The sequence below is a fragment of the Corynebacterium sp. NML98-0116 genome, assembly GCF_001767255.1.
Lineage (GTDB): Bacteria > Actinomycetota > Actinomycetes > Mycobacteriales > Mycobacteriaceae > Corynebacterium > Corynebacterium pseudogenitalium.
Map to the genome: position 1 here is coordinate 1,519,888 of NZ_CP017639.1, position 18,539 is coordinate 1,538,426.

Consider the following 18,539-nt stretch of genomic DNA (forward strand, 5'->3'; position numbering starts at 1 on the left):
TTTCCAGCGGGGTGAACTGTGGGGCGTTTGAGGGCGTTTGTGGGGGTTTATGTAGTCAAAATGTAGTCACGAAACTGCACGATTGACTCCGTTTACCGGAAAAGCTATAGTGAAATTGCAGTGGCGGCGCTGAAACACGCGTACCGCGCTAATTCCGGCGGCCAGAGCAAAGCATTGTTCTGGCCGCTGAGCTATCTCGAAGGAACCGCCATGCTCATAGCCTACCTCGATGAATTCGGACACCAGGGCCCCTACATCCGACATGACCATAAAAAGTTTAATACACACCCAGTATTTGGTTATGCCGGGTATTTGATACCGTCGCACAGCGTTCGGCAATTTGGTGGCTATTTTGAGTACGTAAAAGAACAGCTTCTTGACTGGGAAATTACGCAAGCTAATGCGCATCCAAGACGGTGGGAAAAGAAGGGATCAGCACTCTTTACCACCGCGAATATCCGCGAGTACAAGGATGAAATCAACCCAGCGACTAAGAGGCTGTACCGAAAACTGGGAAATCTTGGTGGTCAACTCTTCTTCTTTGGACAAGAGAAGCCAATTGGCCCAGTCAGCGTCACTAAAGAGACTTCTCAAGAGCGCGAGGAACATTGTTTGATCCAAGCCATCAATAGGCTTGGCAGGATAGCGACGAAAGCCAATGAAGAGCTGCTGGTCATCATGGATGCAACTGATACGGACAACCGTGAACGTGCGGTCGCAACACTTGGCAAAACTATTTACAGCAAAACCAACAAAGATAACCGCAGCATCATTGAAGTTCCGATTCAGGCCGACAGTCACTTATACGGAACTATCCAGTTTGCTGACTGGACGTGTGCGTTGCTCGGACGGCTCACAGACTACCACTTCGCAGAACGGTCACAATTTGCTTGGTCGGTCGACCTCTGTAGAGATGTGTTCAAGCGCTGTTCGCCCTCCAGCAACTCGATTATTTGGAGCAATTCAACCGATCACTCATTGAAGTGCTCTCCAAAGCATCTAATAAACACGACAAAGTTTTGGGAAATCGCTGCGGAGCACGAAGCCAGAAACAAACGCCGTATGCAAGGCAACCAACAAATGCTGCAGCGCATCGTCTCGGCAGGTTCCCCTGACTTACAACGGAAGTTAGACGCCATTCGCGGAGGCAAAGCTTCCAAGTAATTCTTAAACCTTTTCAGGTCGTGGTCTTCCTGGAACTTAGCCTAGTGGTGATGCCCCTCCGGCATCGGCCGCAGGTTCGCCTTCTGCCCAGGCTCAACCATGACGAACTGCCCCATCATCCCTTCATCTTCGTGGAAGAGCATGTGGCAGTGGTACATGTACGCCAAGGTCGGATCCGGGTGCCAGCCGAACTCCACAATGAGGGTGACGGTTGACAGTGGCGGTACATAGATCGTGTCGTGCCAGCCTTCGGTGAATGCGACGTCGCCGTTGTCCACCTTGTCCACCAGGAACCTGGCGTTGTGGACGTGGAAGTTGTGCGGCCAGTCGGAGTTCTCGTTGGTGACGTGCCAGACTTCGGGGCCATTGTGGTCGATGACAAAGTCGACGCGTTCCATATCCATGGATTGCTCGTTGATTTGGAAGCCGTTAAGCCGGAACTCGCGCTCCGGTGCTCCGCTGACATCAGGACGCACCACGGGGACGAGCTGTGCCGGTAGCGCGTCGAGTGCGGTGTCGTGTTCCGGCGCTGCGATCTCGAGCAGGTCGAAGGTGTCTTGCAGGCCAAACCCGTTGGCGACTTCCTCGTCAGGCAGGCCTCCCCCATTGGGGACGCCGTCGCTGCGCAGCATCAGGTCCTTGCCCGCCTCAAGGTCGACGATGATCTCTACCCGCTCGCCAGGGCTCAGCAGTACCGCGTCGGCTTCGATGGGGGCGTCGAGAAGCCCCTGATCTGTCGCGATGATGTTGAACGGCACGCCGAGGCTGAGATGGTGGAAGCGCATCGTTGCACCGTTGAAAATGCGAAGTCGGACACGGCTTGTCGACGCCTCAAAGCTCGGCTTCGTGATGCCGTTGACCAGCGGCGTTGTCCCGAGGAGGCCATAAGTTGGGTCGATGGTTTCGTCGAGTTGGCCGTCCTCGGTGAACTTGGCATCGGTGATGATGACGGGGATGTCGTCGACGCCGTACTCCTGCGGCAGGCCGAGTGCATCGGATGCGTCGTCGGCGATAACGATGCCTCCAGCGAGGCCGCGGTAGGCGTGCAGCGCGGAAATCTCGTGCGGGTGCGGGTGGTACCAGCAGGTGGATGCGGCCTGCTCGACCTGCCATGTCGGCTCCCAGCTCGTGCCTGGATCGAAGATGAGCGCTGGACCGCCGTCCGCCGCCGCGGGCAAGTGCAGGCCGTGCCAGTGGACCACCGTCGGCTCGTCGAGCTCGTTGTTCACCTTCATCTCGATCGTTTCACCTTGGCGCATGTAGAGCGTGGGCCCAAGCCATGGGCCATTGAAGCCCCAGGTCTTCGTCATGGTGCCGGGTACGATTTCGTACTCGCCTTGCTGCGCGGTGAGTTCAAAGCTGCGCGTGGTGCCGTTAAGCGTGCCCTGTTCCAGCGGCGGGATGGGCAGCGGGCGGGACTCGGCGTCAGCACCCGCGGGCGTCGCCTGCCCGGAGCGCACCCCGCCCGGACCTTCCCCGGCGCACGCTGCCAGCACTGCTACCTGCGTTAACAGTGCCCCTTTGAAGAATGTCCTTCTGCTGATGACGTTGCGGTTGGCACGTGCCGAAGCCATTGGTTCTCCTCATCCGAATGTATAAAGTCTGCTGCCGACCCTACTATCTTTGGTATGACGTCTCACGAGGAGTACAACGCACGCCGATTCGTATGGGCCAACGGTCTACAGGGCATCGGTGACCAAATCGTCGCCGCGAAGACGGTCCTGCCGTGGCTATTCACGGCTGCCGGGGTTCCGGCCCTATTCACAGCGTTCTTGGTGCCGATCCGCGAATCGGGCTCAATGCTGCCGCAAGCCGCGTTGAGCCCCTGGGTCACATCACAGAGGTCGCGAAAGTGGGTGTGGTTGGTTGGTTCGTGGGGCCAGGCCACATCAGCGGCGCTGATTGCACTCGCCGCGGCACTGCTCAACGGCGCCGCACTGGGTGTTGCGGTTGTCATCTTGCTTGCGGCGCTGTCTATCTTCCGCGCGCTGTGCTCAATCGCAGGCAAGGACGTACAAGGACGAACCGTGTCGAAAGGCCGGCGTGGCCTCATCACAGGCCAAGCGACCGCGCTGTCTGGCGCCGTCACCCTCGCGATCGGTGTGCTGTTCGCAATTCTCCCGAATGACCTACCCCGATGGGTCCTGGTGACGCTCCTTGCGGCGGGCGCCTCCACGTGGGCGTTCGCCTCCCTAGTTTTCCGCACCATTAAGGAGCCTGAAGAGGAACCCTAGGAGGCCTCCAGCAAGGGGTGGGCACGCCAAACGTGGGACCTGATTAAGGACGACAGGGACCTGCAGAAGTTCCTCATCGTTCGATCGCTGATGCTGGTCACTGCCCTTTCGACGCCTTTTATTGTCGTACTCGCCCAGCATGAAGGCACGAATCTCTCTTCCCTCGGCGGCTTCATCCTGGCGTCGGGTGGCGCCGCACTCGTTGGTGGAAAGGTCTCCGGTATGTGGGCGGATAAGTCGTCGAAAAACGCGATGGCGTGGGCCGCTGGCGCCGCATCCGTCGTGCTCGTGCTCTTGGTGATGTCCGCGCACTGGCTTACTCCCGAGGTCAACCGCTGGATCATGCCAATCGGGTTTTTCCTGGTCAACTTGGCACACACGACGGTCCGCGTGGGCCGAAAGACCTACCTCGTGGACATGGCGGAGGGTGATCGACGCACGATGATCACCGGCGCCGCGAACACAGCGATGGGGATCGTCCTGCTGATCGTCGGTGCGATCTCATCAGCGATTTCGACCCTTGGACCTGAGGCAACGCTGCTGTTCCTAGCCGCGGTCGGCGCGGTGGGTGTGTGGCGCGCGGCAGGTTTGAAGGATGTGTCTGCAAACTCGCGCGCGTAGCGCGTTATGCTGTTGTGCAGTTGGTTTTATACCTCATTCACCGATGAATTAAGGAGTACCCGTTCAGTGGTAAATCATCCTGAATGCGCCGTCGTAGTCCTCGCCGCAGGTGCGGGCACGCGCATGAAGTCCAGCATCCAGAAAACACTGCACGAGATTGGCGGACGCAGTCTGCTCGCGCACTCGCTGCACGCAGCCAACGCGGTAGGCCCGCAGGAGCTCGTCGCGGTTGTCGGCCACCAGCGCGACCAGGTCTCCCCCGCCGTCGATGCCATCGCCGAGGAGATGGGGCGCAGCATCAAGCAGGCAGTGCAGGAGGAGCAAAACGGCACGGGCCACGCGGTGCAGTGCGGGCTTGAGGTCATCCCAGACTTCGAGGGCACTGTCGTTGTTACGAACGGTGATGTGCCGCTGTTGCAGCCATCGACAATCACCGAGCTTATCGACGCCCACAAAGCCACTAGCGCCGCCGTCACCGTGCTGTCGCTCGAGTTCGACAACCCAACTGGCTACGGCCGCATCATCCGCGACGCTTCCGGCAACGTGTTGGAAATCGTGGAAGAAAAGGACGCTAACGAGGAACAGAAGAAGGTCCGTGAGGTCAACTCCGGCGTGTTCGCCTTCGATGCCGCGGTCCTGCGCGATGCGCTGACCCGCATCGACGCCAACAACGCGCAGGGCGAGCTCTACATCACCGACGTACTCGGCATCGCGCGCGGCGACGGCAAAGCCGTCAGCGCCTACGTGGCGAAGGACCCTCGCGAGTTGGCCGGCGTGAACGACCGCGTGCAGCTCGCCGAGGCCGGCAAGGAACTCAACCGTCGCCTGGTCGAGCGCGCCATGCGCGCCGGCGCCACTGTCGTCGACCCTGCTACGACATGGATCGGCGTGGATGTTGAGATCGGCCAGGACGTCATCATTCAGCCAAACACACAGCTGTGGGGCTCAACCGTGATTGGCAACGGCGCGACCATCGGCCCAGATACCACCTTGACGGACATGGAGGTCGGCGAGGGTGCACAGGTTGTCCGCACGCAGGGCTCCCTCTCCGTCATCGGCGCGAATGCGAACGTCGGCCCATTCACGTTCATCCGCCCAGGCACCGAACTTGGCGCGAATGGCAAGCTCGGCGGATTCGTCGAAGCCAAGAACGCAAAGATTGGTGAAGGCTCAAAGGTGCCACACCTGACCTACATTGGCGACGCCACCGTTGGCCGCGAGTCCAACATCGGCGCATCGTCTGTGTTCGCCAACTACGACGGCGTCCAGAAGCACCACACCACGATCGGTGACTACTGCCGAACTGGCTCGGACACGATGTTCGTAGCGCCAGTAACCGTAGGCGATGGCGCGTACACTGGCGCAGGTACGGTGGTAACAAAGGATGTGCCGGCGGGTGCGCTGGCCATCAAGGAGGGCCATCAGCGCAACATCGAAGGTTGGGTTGAGGCCAACCGCCCGGGTACGGACGCAGCGAATGCTGCAAAGAAAGCACGCGAGAACTAAAGGATCACCATGACTGGATATTCCACGGAAAGCCAAAAAGACCTCAAGCTATTTACTGGACGCGCCCACCCTGAGCTTGCGGAGGCCGTCGCAAAGTGTCTGAACATCGAGTTGGTACCGACCACCGCGCGCGATTTTGCGAATGGTGAAATCTTTGTCCGCTTCGAAGAGTCCGTGCGTGGCTCGGACTGCTTTGTGATGCAGTCGCACGCGCAGCCGCTGAATAAGTGGCTGATGGAGCAGCTCATCATGATTGATGCACTCAAGCGTGGTTCCGCAAAGCGCATCACCGCGATTCTGCCGTTCTACCCGTACGCCCGCCAGGACAAGAAGCACCGCGGCCGCGAGCCTATCTCCGCCCGCCTGGTTGCTGACCTGCTCACCGCTGCCGGCGCAGACCGCATCGTGTCCGTGGATCTGCACACGGATCAGATCCAGGGCTTCTTCGATGGCCCGGTCGACCACATGCACGCTCAGCCAATCCTGGTGGACTACATCAAGTCCAAGTACCCGATGGACAACCTCGTGGTGGTCTCCCCTGACGCTGGCCGCGTGAAGTCGGCTGAGAAGTGGGCCAATATGTTGGGTGATGCCCCGATGGCGTTCGTGCACAAGACTCGAGACATCGACGCCGCGAACAAGGTTGTCTCCAACCGCGTTGTCGGCGACGTCGACGGCAAAGACTGCATCCTGATGGACGACATGATTGATACCGGTGGCACCATCGCAGGTGCGGTCGGCGTGCTGAAGAAGGCCGGCGCGAAGTCGGTCGTCATCGCGTGTACCCACGGTGTCTTCTCTGACCCGGCACGTGAGCGTCTGAGCGACTGTGGCGCGGAGGAAGTGATCACGACCGACACGCTTCCGCAGAGCACCGAAGGCTGGAAGAACCTCACCGTGCTTTCCATCGCTCCGCTGCTGGCAAAGACCATTCACGAGATTTTCGAAAATGGCTCGGTAACGACGCTCTTCGAGGGACAGGCATAGCTTTACGCCTCACTTTCGGGATCTCCCCCTTGCGCGCTTCCCCGCGAAGCGGCGTCAAGGGGGTTCTTTGTGCACACCCAACGGTTGTCTGACACACGCAATTGATTAATGTGTGAGGAAGCCTCCGGCTATCCGGCAATCTTTATCGCAAGGAGTACGCCAATGAGCGGCGATGAACAACACCAAGTCACCAGCGATGGTGGCCTGCAGCGCAAGGTGAAAAACCGCCAGCTGCAGATGATCGCATTCGGTTCCTGTATCGGAACTGGCCTGTTTCTTGGTTCTGCGGAATCCATTAGCTATGCGGGCCCAGCGGTCCTGCTCACATTTTTAATTGTCGGGTTCATCGTCTATCTGCTGATGCGCATGCTCGGCGAGATGGCAGTAGCGCATCCTGTCTCAGGCTCGTTCGCGGCCTATGCTCGTGAGTTTATCGGCCCGCGCGCCGGGTTTATCACGGGGTGGAACTGGTGGTTTACCACCATCGTGGTGGGCATGATTGAGCTCACCGCGATGGGCACCTTCCTCGACTTCTGGTTCCCTGACATTCCACACTGGCTCACTGCGCTTGTCACGCTTGTCGTTGTGATGCTTGTGAACGCAGCACGCGTGAGCGTGTTCGCAGAGGCCGAGTACTGGCTCTCACTGTTTAAGGTCATTGCGCTGATCCTGATGATCATTCTGGGCGTTGTGCTGGTGCTTGGTCTTGGTCCGGAGCCAGCAGTCGGTTTTGGCAACCTCTTTGTCCACGGCGGATTCTTCCCGAATGGCGCATCTGGTGTGCTGTTCTCCCTGGTAGCGGTGACCTTTACATTCGGTGGCATCATGTCGATCGGTACCGCTGCTGGCGAGACGGAGCACCCGGAGAAGACGATCCCACGCGCAGTGAACTCTGTTATTTGGCGCATTCTGGTCTTCTACATCGGTGGCATGAGCGTCATCTTGCTGCTCGCGCCGTGGGACGAACAGGATATTTCCGCCAGCCCGTTCGTCAGGGTGCTCTCCTCCGTGGGAATCGACGGCGCCGCGCACTTGCTCAACCTTGTCATTTTGGTAGCGGTTGCGTCAGTGTGTAACACAATGACGTACTCAGGAAGCCGCATGCTGCGCGATCTCGCGCGCAATGGCCAGGCGTCTTCATTTTTCGCCGCAACGACCAAAAAGGGGTTGCCGCTTCGAGCTCTGCTGTTCAACTGTTCGCTGATGGGCATTGTGGTCTTCATGAACTACTTCTTTGAGGGTCGTGTGTTCGCCATCCTGCTTGCCATCATCGTCGGCTCCGAGCTGATTACTTGGGCTGCTGTGTGCTTCGCGCACCTGAACTTCCGGAAGACGCACCCCGATGTGTCGTTCCGCGCTCCGTGGTACCCAGTGGCAAACTGGATCTGTGCAGGGTTTTTCATCCTGGTCCTGGTCCTGATGGCGTTTCTGCCTGATTACCGCACCGGCCTGTTCGCTCTGATCGGCTGGGTGATCGCGCTTTCAATCATTTGGGCGTTGAAGCCGAAGTCGCGCGCCTAAAATTTTCTATTCTCTACTCAAGGAGCATCCGAGTTGATTCGCAAAGATCTCGATAGCCTTCCGTCCTACGTCCCCGGCCAGAGGAACGAGCGTGCGGTGAAGCTTTCCTCCAATGAGATTGCTGAAGGCCCACTGCCCGCAGTAGAGGAGGCGATGGCACAGTCACTGCGGTCGGTGAACCGCTACCCGGACATGGGTGCGATGCAACTGCGCGAGGCGATTGCTGCCTTGCTCGGCGTGCGGTCGGAGCAGGTCGCTGTCGGCACCGGGTCTTCAGCGCTGTGCCAGCAGCTGGTTACCATGACCTCGCAGCCGGGCAACGAGGTCGTCTTCCCATGGCGGTCGTTCGAGGCGTACCCGATTTTCGCTCAGATCGCGGGAGCTACGCCGGTTGCAGTGCCATTGACCGCTGACCACCGGATGGATTTGCCAGCGATGGCGGATGCAATTACCCCACGAACTTCCCTGGTGTTTGTGTGCAACCCGAATAACCCGACGGGCACCACAATCACGGAGCGTGAGTGGGCTGACTTCATGGCCCGCGTCCCTCAAGACGTTATCGTCGCGCTGGACGAGGCCTACTTCGAATACAACGCAGCTACCGACTCCCCGCGCGGTGTCGATGAAATTCAGGTGTATCCCAACGTTGTGTGCCTTAGGACCTTTTCCAAGGCGTATGGGCTGGCCGGAGCGCGCGTTGGCTACGCGTTCGGCCAGGAGGAGACGATCGATGCGCTGAATAAGGTCGCCGTTCCGTTTAGTGTGAGCTCGGTGGCACAGGTCGGTGCGCTTGCTTCCTTGTCTTCACAAGACGAGCTCCACGACCGCGTCGCCCGGACGCGCGCGCAGCGTGAGCGGCTGCAGGAGTTCTTCGCTGCATACGGAACTCCCCACTCCGAGGCGAATTTCGTGTGGGTTCCGGCAGAGAGTTTGAACGAATCACCACAGGATCTGGCGGCGCAGCTTGCTTCGCACGGGGTGCTTGTTCGCGCCTTTGATGAAGGCATCCGTATTACGGTGACAAACGAGGAAGAAACCAATGCGTGCACTGCCGCCTGGCGGGCGCTTGACAATGGTGGGCGTCGAAACCTAAGCTAGCTGGGTCTCGGCGAGGGCTGATTTTGGCCGTTATCGACGCGATATGTATCTCAGACTTTGGCCTGTGATCACTCGACGAGCAATTTGTCCGTTCAGTGGTCACAGGTTTTTTGTGGCCCAATTACAAAAGGAGTCACAAACATGGCTATTACCCCAGTTGTTGTCCCAGGTCAGAAGCGCGAAGAGTTCGGCAAGGGCGCTGCACGTCGCCTGCGTCGCGACGGCCGTATCCCGGGCGTTCTCTACGAAGCTGGCATCGACAACATCCACTTCTCTGTCGACCGCATCGAGATGACCTCCATCGTGCGCAACGAGGGCGTCAACGCCATTGTTGAGCTGGAGCTCGACGGCGAGAAGCTGCTCGCGATGGTCAAGCACATCGACCAGAACGTGATCACCCTCGATATCGACCACATCGACCTGCTCGGCATTAAGCGCGGCGAGAAGGTTGTCGTCGAGGTCCCTGTTGTCACTGTCGGCGAGGCTCACCCAGACGCAGTCGTCCTGGTCGAGTCCGACCTGATCGAGATCGAGATCGACGCTCTGAACATCCCGGACGAGATCGAGGTCAACATCGATGGCAAGGAGATCGGCGACCTCATCACCGCTGCCGACGTCACGCTGCCTGAGGGCGCTGAGCTGGTGTCCGCTCCGGATCACCTGCTGGTGAACTTCACCTACGAGCAGGTTGACGAGGATCTCGAGGCTGCAGCTGAGGAAGCTGAAGAGGGCGGCGCTGAAGCTGGCGCAGAGTCCACTGAGGAAGCTGAGTAATCCTCCCGCTGCGTTTCACAACGTTTCGACGCCCCGTTCCACATGCGAGCGGGGCGTTTTGCCATCTGTGCCTATGATGTGGGAATGACTGCTTCACCTATCATCGTCGTGGGCCTTGGAAACCCTGGCCCGAAATATGAGGGAACGCGCCATAACGTAGGCGTGTCTGTTATTGAGGAGCTCGCGGGCCGAGCAACGATGTCGCCGGCGACGCTTGCGCTGCACAAGCGCACGAATACCCAGGTTGCGGAACTCGCCGCAGGCAGGCTTCTGGCGGACCGTCGAGTGGTCCTGGCACGAACGCAAAGCTACATGAACGTGTCTGGCGGCCCGGTCAAGGCACTGCTTGACTACTTCGACGCCTCCCCCGCGGACCTTTACGTGGTCCACGACGAGCTTGACCTTCCGCTGGGAGAGGTGAAGCTACGCACCGGCGGGGGCGACCACGGGCATAACGGGCTGAAGTCAGTGACCCAGTCGCTGTCGAAGCTGAAAAACGGCAAGAACTACAACAAGCTTGCGGTCGGGATTGGGCGCCCGCCGGGCAAGATGCCGCCGGCGGACTACGTGCTGCGCCAGTTCGCGGCGAAAGAGCAGATCGATGTCGCGATTGCTGTTGCCGATGCGGCCGACGCGTTCATCGCCCACGCGCAGGGTTAACGGAGTTTGCCGGTACCTGCCATCCACGCTTCCACGGCCGCCGCGGGCCCCGTAGGCAAAGTGCCTCGCCGAGCGCCGACCAGGCAGTAGTCATTCTCCGAGGTCATGGGGCGCAGGTAGGGGTAGAGCGGCGGCAGATCGGGGTGCGCGTCTGTGAACGCGCTCTGGATACCCCTGGCGACCCGTCCGCTGAACGCCCTGCTAGCAATCGTCGACCGATCGCTTTGGAGCAGCTCGCGGTTACGCAGGCTCGTTCCGGCTTCGTCCGTCATGAGGAATACGCTGCCGCAGGATACCGCCGTAGCGCCTGCTTCAATGAGACGGTCGACGTCGTAGGGCGTGCGCGCTCCCCCGGCCGCGATGATTGGCACTCCGATGCTTGTGAGCACGCGGACGAGCTCCAGGGTGTCACGTGGGTCCGGCATCTCGTTCGGCGACCACGTAGCACGGTGACCTCCTGCAGAAATTCCTTGCACCACGAGTGCGTCAACGCCACGCGCGACGGCAACCTTCGCTTCTTCTTCGTTGGTGACGGTCGCCCAGGCCTGCGCGCCGGCGTTGTGTGCGCGTTGAATTTCGCGCTCGGAAAAACACCCGAACGTCGAGGAGACCACTGCAGGGCCAGCCTCGAGCGCAATCGCAAACTTATCCTCGAAGCCACAGCTCAAGTCAACATCCGGCACCTCCACCCCAAGTTCCGCGGCCAGCGCGCGGACGTCACGCTGATCGGGCGCAATCTGCTGTGGCATGAAGAAGTTCACGCCAAAGTTGCCGTTGACCTCCGCAAGTTCTTCGCGGGCCTGCGCGACGCTACAGGTCCCAAACGCAAGGAACCCAAACGTCACGGCGTTGACAAGGGCCGGCGTGGAGGGTCCTCCCGCCATCGGAGCCGCAATAATCTTCGGTAGCTGCATACCCATACGCTAGCGGCTCCCACCGTGAGAATCGAAGGGTTTTGCCTTACACTAGCCTCCGTGTTGAACTTCTTCCGCCGCCCCAAGCGCACCAACTCTGTCCCTAAGCAACCCGAAAACATTGACTGGCTCGTCGTTGGGCTGGGCAACCCAGGTACCCAATACGAGAAGACGCGGCACAACATCGGCTACCTCGTTGTGGACGCGCTCGCGGAAGGGCTTCCGGTCACCACCGGCCGCGGATACTCCTTCGCCGTCAAGGATGGTGTGGCCTACGCCCGCGCACACACCTACATGAACGAGTCTGCCAAGGCCATCGCCCCGCTCGCCGCGCGCTACAACCTTCCCCCAGAGCGGATCGTGATCGTCCACGACGAGCTGGATCTTCCTCCCGGGAAGGTGCGCCTGAAGCAGGGCGGCAACGAGAACGGCCACAACGGGTTGAAGTCGCTCACGCAGGAGCTCGGGACGCGCGACTACGTGCGGGTGCGCGTCGGCATCGGCAGGCCGCCGAAAGGAAGCGGCATCGCTATCCCCGATTGGGTGCTTGCGGAATTCACAACCACCCCCACTGACGCAATCGCGTTAGCTGCCGATGCCGTCCACGCAATCACCAGCACCGGGCTCGCGCAAGCGCAAAACGAGATCCACCCGCGCAGCTAACCCGGCTCTCCTACTGGGAAGCGTGATGGTGACGCAAGAACTGTTCCAGCGCATTCAGCATCTTCGTCAGGTCGGTGTTCTTCTGAGGGCGCGGGGTGAGGGTGCCGTTGGTGGCGTCGTCGAAAAGTGAAAGGGCAACTTGGTTGCGCACGTCGAACATCGAAAAGTTTGCGACGATCTGCCGCCAGTGCTCCACCGCGCGAATCGCGCCGTCGGCACTGTATCCAACGAATGCGACGGGCTTCATGGCCCACTCGCCGCTGAGGCTGTCGTAGGCGTTCTTCATCGCGCCAGGCACGGAGTGATTGTGCTCAGGGGTAACGAAGATGTAGCCGTCGCAACTATCGACTGCGCGAGACCAGGCGGTAACACGCTCATCGGCGTACTGTTTGTTCGCGCCTCCAGGTAGCGTCGCTGTGTCGAGCAGTGGGACTTGAAACTCCTGGAGATCAAGGATCTCGTAGGTGACGTCGGGGCTGTTCGCAGCAGCGTCAGCAACCCAGTGGGCAACTTGCTCGCCAAAGCGGCCTTGGCGAATGGATCCGAGCACGATTCCGACTTTCATCACAAACCTCACAGTGTTGCGTTACGTTGACCTAATTCTTTCCCAACCGCGGCGACTATAGCACCGCCCTCCTCACCCTACCTGCCTCCGGTTGTCTATCTCCCCCGCCTTGCGACTACGCTTGAGCACTTATGAGCACGTCTACTGGTACCCGCGCAGAGGCCCACCGTCGCCGCACGTTCGCAGTCATTGCCCACCCCGATGCTGGTAAGTCAACGCTGACGGAAGCGCTTGCGTTGCACGCGCACGTCATTTCGGAGGCAGGTGCGGTGCACGGCAAGGGCAACCGCAAGTCGACGGTCTCCGACTGGATGGACATGGAGAAGGAACGCGGAATCTCCGTAGCGTCCTCGGCGCTCCAGTTCGAGTACCTCCCCGAAGGCTCGGAGGCGACGACGCCCTACATGATCAACCTGGTTGATACGCCTGGTCACGCCGATTTCTCCGAAGATACCTACCGCGTGCTGTCCGCAGTCGATGCCGCTGTCATGCTTATCGACGCCGCCAAGGGCCTTGAGCCACAAACCCTCAAGCTCTTCCGCGTCTGCAAGGCGCGCGGCTTGCCGATCGTCACGGTGGTCAACAAGTGGGACCGCATCGGCCGCGAGCCGCTCGAGCTGGTGGACGAGATTGTCCAGGAGATCGACCTGCAGCCGACGCCGCTGTACTGGCCTGTCGGCGAGGCTGGCGACTTCCGTGGGCTCGCCCACATCAACGCTGACGGCGAGGCAGACAACTATATCCACTTCATCCGTACCGCCGGCGGGTCCACCATCGCGCCGGAGGAGCACTACTCCCCTGATGAGGCAGCTAACCGCGAGGGCGAGACCTGGGAGACCGCCGTCGAGGAAGCTGAGCTGCTTGCCGCCGACGGCGCTGTGCACGACCAGACGCTGTTCGAGCAGTGCGTGACCTCCCCCATCATCTTCGCCTCCGCGATGCTGAACTTCGGTGTCCATCAAATCCTGGACACGCTGTGCGCGATCGCGCCAGCTCCTCAGGGCCGTGACGCCGACCCCAAGGCCGTCGAGACTTCCACCACCGCGATGGATACTCACCGTGACCTCGACGACGACTTTTCCGGTGTGGTGTTCAAAGTGCAGGCAGGCATGGACAAACACCACCGCGACACCTTGGCGTTTATGCGAGTCATCTCCGGCGAGTTCGACCGCGGTATGCAGGTCACGCACGCCCAAAGTGGCCGTACGTTCTCCACCAAGTACGCGCTGACGGTCTTCGGGCGTAACCGCGACACCGTGGAAACCGCCTTCCCCGGCGACATCATCGGTTTGGTCAACGCCGGTTCGCTCGCGCCGGGCGACACCATCTACGCAGGCAAGAAGGTGCAATACCCGCCGATGCCGCAGTTCGCACCGGAACACTTCCAGACGCTGCGCGCTAAGTCTTTGGGCAAGTATAAGCAGTTCCGTAAGGCCCTCGACCAGCTGGATGCGGAAGGCGTTGTCCAGATCCTGCGCAACGACCTGCGCGGCGACGCTGCTCCGGTCATGGCGGCCGTCGGCCCGATGCAGTTCGAGGTCATGCAGGCCCGCATGGAGCTGGAGTACAACGTGGAAACAGTCACGGAACCAATCCCGTACTCGGTGGCACGTCGCACCGATGCCGAATCCGCGGAGGCGCTTGGTCGCCAGCGTGGCGTCGAGATCTTCACGCGCACTGACGGCGAGCTCATCGCCCTGTTCGGTGATAAGTGGCGCCTGGCCTTCATCCAGAAGGAGCACCCGAACCTCACGATGGAACCACTCGTCGCCGACTAGGCCTCCGGCCCCTCCTCGACGTCGTCGTCATCCTCCTCCTGCGCTTTGAGCGTTGAGGCACTGCGGTCGATCCAGCGCTGCACTTTCAGCCGGAAATCGACCGCTTTTGTGCTGCGTGGCGGGACCTGGATTATTGTTTCGGCGTCGTAGCCCGCCTGCAGTTGCTTCACGCGCAGCACTTCCGCGTCGATCTTGACGCCCTCGAGGAGCACGACATTCATCACCCAGACCAGCACAAGGACGGCGCCCACTGTGCCGAACGCCCCGTACGCGCTGGAGATCCCTATCGTGCCGATGAACCATGAGAAGCCAAGCCAAATAATGAAAATCGCCGTCAGCGCCATCGAGGACCCAAGGGTCAGCAGGCGGAACTTCTCCGGCCGAACGTTGGGCGAAACGAAGTAGAGGATGGAGATCAACGCGATCGCAGTCACGATAGTGACCGGGAAGCGGGCGTAGTCCCAGACCGGCAGGAAGATCTTTGTCAGGTAATCAACGGCCTCGGTCATCCCCAGTGGTTCCGCGATCGGCTGCAGCAGACCGTTCACGATTGACTCGCGCAAAAACGTGCCGACGATAATCACGATCACCCCGAGCACCATGACCAGCGTGGTGACCCACATCGTGAACCACGTGCGTACCAGGTTGCGCCCCTCCATGCGACCGTACATGACGTTCGCGTTCCGTGAAAAAGATCGCACGTACGCGGATGCGGAAAGGAGCGAGATCACAATCGATACCACCAGCGCAATCGTGCTCTGCGCCGGTGTGCCAATCACCGTCAGGAGGAAGCGCAGGGCCTCATCCTCCAGCGCTTCGGGCACATAGAGGGCGATGAAGTCGTCGATGATGTCGTTGACGGCGGCTTCATCACGCGGCAGCAGCAGCGTCGCGATCGAGTAGACCGCCAAAATCATCGGGGCGATAGACAACACGGCGTAGTAGGTCAGCGCAGCTGCGCGGTCAAGCATTGCGTCAACCGAGAAGTCCGCAATGACACGCTTAGCCACGTATATCCAGCCCTGTGGCGTGACCCGGTTATCTTTTGTGAACACGTCAGGCCCGTCGCTGTGCTGCGGCACGTGCACGAGTTCGCCGGGACCATAGGGCACGACGTAGTCTGTCGCCGGAGGCGATTGGCTGTGTTCCATGGCGTTTACCCTAGTACAGGGTATCGTGTGCACCATGAGCGTGTTGGGTCAGATTAAGCAATGGTTCGGGGCGGGCGCTGCTCCTGCACTCGCTGAGTACCCGACGGAGTATGAGCGTGTAGAGCTCCCGGTCCTCAAGGTCACGACTGCAGCGCTCTCCCCAGGTTCGGACGAACGACTGGTCATCGTGACCTCCACACCAGCGGCACTCGCGGAGCTCCAGCGTATCGACGGCCCACTCCAGATGATCTGCCCCGGCGCACGCACCGTGACCTGGGTGCCCGTCAAAAAGCCCGCTGTTCCTGTACTCGACCCCAATGCTGGATGGGTCATCCCGCTGACCGCTGAGGCGCGTCAGGAAATCGCTTCGCTGCCGGCGACCGAAGGCGAGCTCGAGCTGCAGACCATGCACCTCGCGTTCATTCTCGAGTCTGTACAGTAAGCCCCATGGATTCCGTTTCCCAGCTCTCCACCAGTACGCAGGACTATCTCAAGTCACTCTGGGCGCTCACCGAATGGTCAGACACGAAGGTGACCACCAAGGTGCTGGCGGATTACATGGGGCTTCGGCTCTCGAGCGTGTCGGACGCCGTCAAGAAGCTTGCTCAGCAAGGGTACGTACACCATAAGCCTTACGCGCCCATTACGCTGACGGAGGAAGGCCGCGCGCACGCCGTCGCGATGATTCGCCGTCACCGCCTCATCGAAACATTCCTCGTGGAAACGCTCGGATACTCGTGGGACCAGGTGCATGACGACGCCGAGGTCCTCGAGCACGCCGTTTCGGAATTCATGCTGCAGCGCCTCGACGCCCACCTCAACTACCCTTCCCGCGACCCACACGGCGACCCCATCCCCGCCGCCGACGGCACCGTGCCGCAATTCCACGCTGAGCCGCTGAGCACGATCGCCCCAGACAACGACGTCGTGGTCCAACGTGTCTCCGACGGTGACCCGAGTCTGCTGCAGTTCTTCGACACCTCCGGTATCACGGTGGGTACGCACTTGCGTACCCAGCAGGCAGCCCCGTTCTCTGACACCGTCGAAGTGCTTATCGACGGCCAGCAACCTCCACTTGCGCTCGGGAAACGCGCAGCGGACGCCGTGTGGGTGACCGCTGAGCCCGCCGTGCCCAGAGGGCGCAGCTGAGGAACTCGAGCCCGTAGATGACAGTCATCGTGGCGGAGGTGGGGGCGTCGAGAAGGTAGGCGACGCCGAAGCCTGCGACTGCCCCAACCGCAGCGAGCAGAACCGTCAGGGTCATCATGCGCGGTACCGTCGTGGCCAACTGTTTGGCTGCTGCCGCGGGGATGACCACCAGTGCAATGACCAGGATCGCCCCGACTGCGTTGAACGCTGCTGTGACGGTCAAGGACACCAGGAACATAAACGCGACGGACAGCATGCTCACTGGCACGCCGATGCTGCGTGCGAACTGGCCATCAAACGTGGACGCGAGCAGTTGCGGATACACAAGACCAATCGCGACCACGTTGAGCGCTAGCACCGCGAGCATGATGTAGAGATACACCGGTCCCAGCTGCGCCCCGCCAACAGTAAGCTGATTCCACGCAGCCAGGTTCAAGTCGCCGACGAGCACCGCGTGTGTATCCAGGTGGACGTTCGAGAAGTGGGAGGTAATCAGGATGACGCCCACGCTGAACAGTGCCGGGAAGATGAGGCCCTGCGGGGCGTCTCCAGTCACGAGTCCCGAATCCCCGAGCCACTGTGCGCCGAGGACCACCGCCACACCGGCCAGCGCCGCGCACACGATCACCACCGGTGAGTTCAGGTTGTTCGTAAACAAGTACCCCAGGGCAATGCCCGGCAAGATCGCATGCCCGATAGCATCTATGAGCATGGAGTGCTTCCGCAGCACAACGAATGCTCCCGGCACTGCGCATGCGCACGCCGTGACCACCGCGAGCAAAAGTGTTCCGACGATGAAACTCACGACGCTACCTCCGCCGAAACTGTTGTTTCCAGCCGGGCACGCAGCGCTGCCGTCGCTCGCCGCTGCGAACGGGCCCGGGCGATGACGCTTCGCTTCGGGGCGAAGATGAACGACACCAGAAACACCGCGAACAGGACAAGCACGATAACGGGGCCGGTCGGCACGTTGCCAAGCGCGATGGACAAGTAGGATCCAGCACCACTGCCGACGGCTCCAAACACGCCCGCGAGCACGACCATCGCTGGCACCGTTTGCACCCACTGGCGCGCCGCGGCAGGCGGAGTTACGACGAATGCCACCATCAACACCAACCCGACAGATTTGACGCCGATCACCGTCGCAAGCGCGATCGTCATGAACATCACCGTGTCGATGACCCTCGGGCGAAACCCAAGCATCGTGGACTGCACGGGGTCGAAGGAGCGCAGCTCGAACTCCTTAAACAACACGCACATCACGCAGACCGCGAGCAACCCGACGATGATGCTGATTCGCAGGTCCGCCCTGGTAATCACGGATGCGTTGCCGAACAGGTAGTCCTGAATACCACCTTTGCCTGGGAACGGATTGCTCGTGATCACGTCCAGCAACAGCATCCCGAACCCGAAGAAGAACGACAAGCTGATCGCCATCGCCGCGTCAATCGACGTCCGCGTCCGGGCAGTAATCGTGTTCGCCACCATCACCGCGCACGTACCAGTGACTACGGCTCCAACCAGCAGCGCAACCATGTTACGGCCGTCGACTCCCAGCCCGACGCACAGCAAAAACGCCAGCAACGTGCCTGGTAGTGCGGAGTGCGAAATCACATCACTGGTCAGCGACTGCTTGCGCAGGTACGCGAACGTCCCAAGCATCCCTGCCACTGCGCCAATGATGGTGGTCCCCCAAAACACCATGGCATAGGTGTGGTTCGCAAAGAACGCACCAAGGCTTATCGACGTCCCCA

General features: G+C 60.6%; 17 protein-coding genes and 1 pseudogene. 12 read left to right on the forward strand and 6 right to left on the reverse strand.

The features are described 5' to 3' along the window. Window positions 1-120 precede the first annotated feature (120 nt). Window positions 121-1,164, forward strand: coding sequence for a DUF3800 domain-containing protein (locus BJP05_RS06885; RefSeq protein WP_070362772.1), 1,044 nt, complete (start codon window positions 121-123; stop codon window positions 1,162-1,164). A gap of 41 nt (window positions 1,165-1,205) precedes the next feature. Here BJP05_RS06885 and BJP05_RS06890 read toward each other — a convergent pair whose 3' ends face one another. Further along, window positions 1,206-2,738, reverse strand: a complete 1,533-nt coding sequence (locus tag BJP05_RS06890; RefSeq protein ID WP_070362773.1) for a multicopper oxidase family protein — start codon at window positions 2,736-2,738, stop codon at window positions 1,206-1,208. 54 nt (window positions 2,739-2,792) lie between these two features. Between BJP05_RS06890 and BJP05_RS06895 the strand changes: the two are divergent. The 7 genes and pseudogenes from BJP05_RS06895 to pth (BJP05_RS06925) all read left to right on the forward strand — a co-directional run bounded on the left by BJP05_RS06895 (window position 2,793) and on the right by pth (BJP05_RS06925) (window position 10,565). Continuing rightward, window positions 2,793-4,019, forward strand: a pseudogene (locus BJP05_RS06895) (MFS transporter). Window positions 4,020-4,085: 66 nt separating this feature from the next. Beyond that, window positions 4,086-5,525 carry a bifunctional UDP-N-acetylglucosamine diphosphorylase/glucosamine-1-phosphate N-acetyltransferase GlmU gene (gene glmU / locus BJP05_RS06900; protein ID WP_071573299.1) on the forward strand — a complete coding sequence of 480 codons (1,440 nt, stop codon included), beginning with the start codon at window positions 4,086-4,088 and terminating at the stop codon, window positions 5,523-5,525. 9 nt (window positions 5,526-5,534) lie between these two features. Continuing rightward, window positions 5,535-6,512: a ribose-phosphate diphosphokinase gene (locus BJP05_RS06905; protein WP_070362775.1), complete on the forward strand. Its 978-nt coding sequence runs from the start codon at window positions 5,535-5,537 to the stop codon at window positions 6,510-6,512. A gap of 162 nt (window positions 6,513-6,674) precedes the next feature. Then, window positions 6,675-8,033 (forward strand): amino acid permease, encoded by a 1,359-nt coding sequence (locus BJP05_RS06910; RefSeq protein ID WP_070362776.1) that lies wholly within the window; start codon window positions 6,675-6,677, stop codon window positions 8,031-8,033. Between the two features lie 33 nt (window positions 8,034-8,066). Continuing rightward, window positions 8,067-9,131, forward strand: a complete 1,065-nt coding sequence (hisC, locus tag BJP05_RS06915) for a histidinol-phosphate transaminase (protein ID WP_070362777.1) — start codon at window positions 8,067-8,069, stop codon at window positions 9,129-9,131. Window positions 9,132-9,272: 141 nt separating this feature from the next. Further along, on the forward strand, window positions 9,273-9,905 hold the full coding sequence (locus BJP05_RS06920; RefSeq protein WP_070362778.1) for a 50S ribosomal protein L25/general stress protein Ctc: 633 nt from the start codon (window positions 9,273-9,275) through the stop codon (window positions 9,903-9,905). Window positions 9,906-9,989: 84 nt separating this feature from the next. Further along, complete coding sequence (gene pth / locus BJP05_RS06925; protein ID WP_070362779.1) at window positions 9,990-10,565, forward strand: aminoacyl-tRNA hydrolase; 576 nt, start codon at window positions 9,990-9,992, stop codon at window positions 10,563-10,565. Here pth (BJP05_RS06925) and BJP05_RS06930 read toward each other — a convergent pair. Then, window positions 10,562-11,485 (reverse strand): nitronate monooxygenase, encoded by a 924-nt coding sequence (locus BJP05_RS06930; RefSeq protein WP_070362780.1) that lies wholly within the window; start codon window positions 11,483-11,485, stop codon window positions 10,562-10,564. The two genes, pth (BJP05_RS06925) and BJP05_RS06930, sit on opposite strands and share 4 nt — an antisense overlap. A 54-nt stretch (window positions 11,486-11,539) precedes the next feature. Between BJP05_RS06930 and pth (BJP05_RS06935) the strand changes: the two genes are divergently transcribed. Beyond that, window positions 11,540-12,142 (forward strand): aminoacyl-tRNA hydrolase, encoded by a 603-nt coding sequence (pth, locus tag BJP05_RS06935; protein WP_070362781.1) that lies wholly within the window; start codon window positions 11,540-11,542, stop codon window positions 12,140-12,142. Window positions 12,143-12,152: 10 nt separating this feature from the next. Here pth (BJP05_RS06935) and BJP05_RS06940 read toward each other — a convergent pair whose 3' ends face one another. Then, window positions 12,153-12,707, reverse strand: coding sequence for an NADPH-dependent FMN reductase (locus BJP05_RS06940; protein ID WP_070362782.1), 555 nt, complete (start codon window positions 12,705-12,707; stop codon window positions 12,153-12,155). Window positions 12,708-12,838: 131 nt separating this feature from the next. Between BJP05_RS06940 and BJP05_RS06945 the strand changes: the two genes are divergently transcribed. Continuing rightward, window positions 12,839-14,485, forward strand: coding sequence for a peptide chain release factor 3 (locus tag BJP05_RS06945; RefSeq protein WP_070362783.1), 1,647 nt, complete (start codon window positions 12,839-12,841; stop codon window positions 14,483-14,485). On the opposite strand, the gene BJP05_RS06950 is transcribed toward BJP05_RS06945, so the two are convergent. Then, entirely contained in the window at window positions 14,482-15,636 is a 1,155-nt protein-coding gene (locus tag BJP05_RS06950) for a YihY/virulence factor BrkB family protein (protein WP_070362784.1), read from the reverse strand. The two genes, BJP05_RS06945 and BJP05_RS06950, sit on opposite strands and share 4 nt — an antisense overlap. On the opposite strand from BJP05_RS06950, the gene BJP05_RS06955 reads away from it, so the two are divergent. After that, window positions 15,635-16,078: a hypothetical protein gene (locus tag BJP05_RS06955; RefSeq protein ID WP_070362785.1), complete on the forward strand. Its 444-nt coding sequence runs from the start codon at window positions 15,635-15,637 to the stop codon at window positions 16,076-16,078. The genes BJP05_RS06950 and BJP05_RS06955 overlap by 2 nt on opposite strands. A 5-nt stretch (window positions 16,079-16,083) precedes the next feature. Beyond that, complete coding sequence (locus BJP05_RS06960) at window positions 16,084-16,785, forward strand: metal-dependent transcriptional regulator (protein WP_070362786.1); 702 nt, start codon at window positions 16,084-16,086, stop codon at window positions 16,783-16,785. Here BJP05_RS06960 and BJP05_RS06965 read toward each other — a convergent pair. Together BJP05_RS06965 and BJP05_RS06970 are read right to left on the reverse strand one after the other, a co-directional pair. Further along, a complete protein-coding gene (locus BJP05_RS06965; RefSeq protein WP_070362787.1) occupies window positions 16,688-17,590 on the reverse strand; it encodes a metal ABC transporter permease in 903 nt (300 codons plus the stop codon). The genes BJP05_RS06960 and BJP05_RS06965 overlap by 98 nt on opposite strands. Further along, window positions 17,587-18,489: a metal ABC transporter permease gene (locus BJP05_RS06970; RefSeq protein ID WP_240492728.1), complete on the reverse strand. Its 903-nt coding sequence runs from the start codon at window positions 18,487-18,489 to the stop codon at window positions 17,587-17,589. Before BJP05_RS06970 ends, BJP05_RS06965 begins: the two co-directional genes overlap by 4 nt. Between the last annotated feature and the right edge of the window lie 50 nt (window positions 18,490-18,539).

Excerpts from the sequence above, each read along its gene's own strand:
- BJP05_RS06890 (WP_070362773.1), bottom strand. The coding sequence starts at position 2,738 with ATGGCTTCGGCACGTGCCAACCGCAACGTCATCAGCAGAAGGACATTC.
- BJP05_RS06905 (WP_070362775.1), top strand. The coding sequence starts at position 5,535 with ATGACTGGATATTCCACGGAAAGCCAAAAAGACCTCAAGCTATTTACT.
- BJP05_RS06910 (WP_070362776.1), top strand. The coding sequence starts at position 6,675 with ATGAGCGGCGATGAACAACACCAAGTCACCAGCGATGGTGGCCTGCAG.
- BJP05_RS06920 (WP_070362778.1), top strand. The coding sequence starts at position 9,273 with ATGGCTATTACCCCAGTTGTTGTCCCAGGTCAGAAGCGCGAAGAGTTC.
- pth (WP_070362779.1), top strand. The coding sequence starts at position 9,990 with ATGACTGCTTCACCTATCATCGTCGTGGGCCTTGGAAACCCTGGCCCG.
- BJP05_RS06930 (WP_070362780.1), bottom strand. The coding sequence starts at position 11,485 with ATGGGTATGCAGCTACCGAAGATTATTGCGGCTCCGATGGCGGGAGGA.
- BJP05_RS06940 (WP_070362782.1), bottom strand. The coding sequence starts at position 12,707 with ATGAAAGTCGGAATCGTGCTCGGATCCATTCGCCAAGGCCGCTTTGGC.
- BJP05_RS06945 (WP_070362783.1), top strand. The coding sequence starts at position 12,839 with ATGAGCACGTCTACTGGTACCCGCGCAGAGGCCCACCGTCGCCGCACG.
- BJP05_RS06955 (WP_070362785.1), top strand. The coding sequence starts at position 15,635 with ATGGCGTTTACCCTAGTACAGGGTATCGTGTGCACCATGAGCGTGTTG.
- BJP05_RS06950 (WP_070362784.1), bottom strand. The coding sequence starts at position 15,636 with ATGGAACACAGCCAATCGCCTCCGGCGACAGACTACGTCGTGCCCTAT.
- BJP05_RS06960 (WP_070362786.1), top strand. The coding sequence starts at position 16,084 with ATGGATTCCGTTTCCCAGCTCTCCACCAGTACGCAGGACTATCTCAAG.
- BJP05_RS06970 (WP_240492728.1), bottom strand. The coding sequence starts at position 18,489 with ATGGTGTTTTGGGGGACCACCATCATTGGCGCAGTGGCAGGGATGCTT.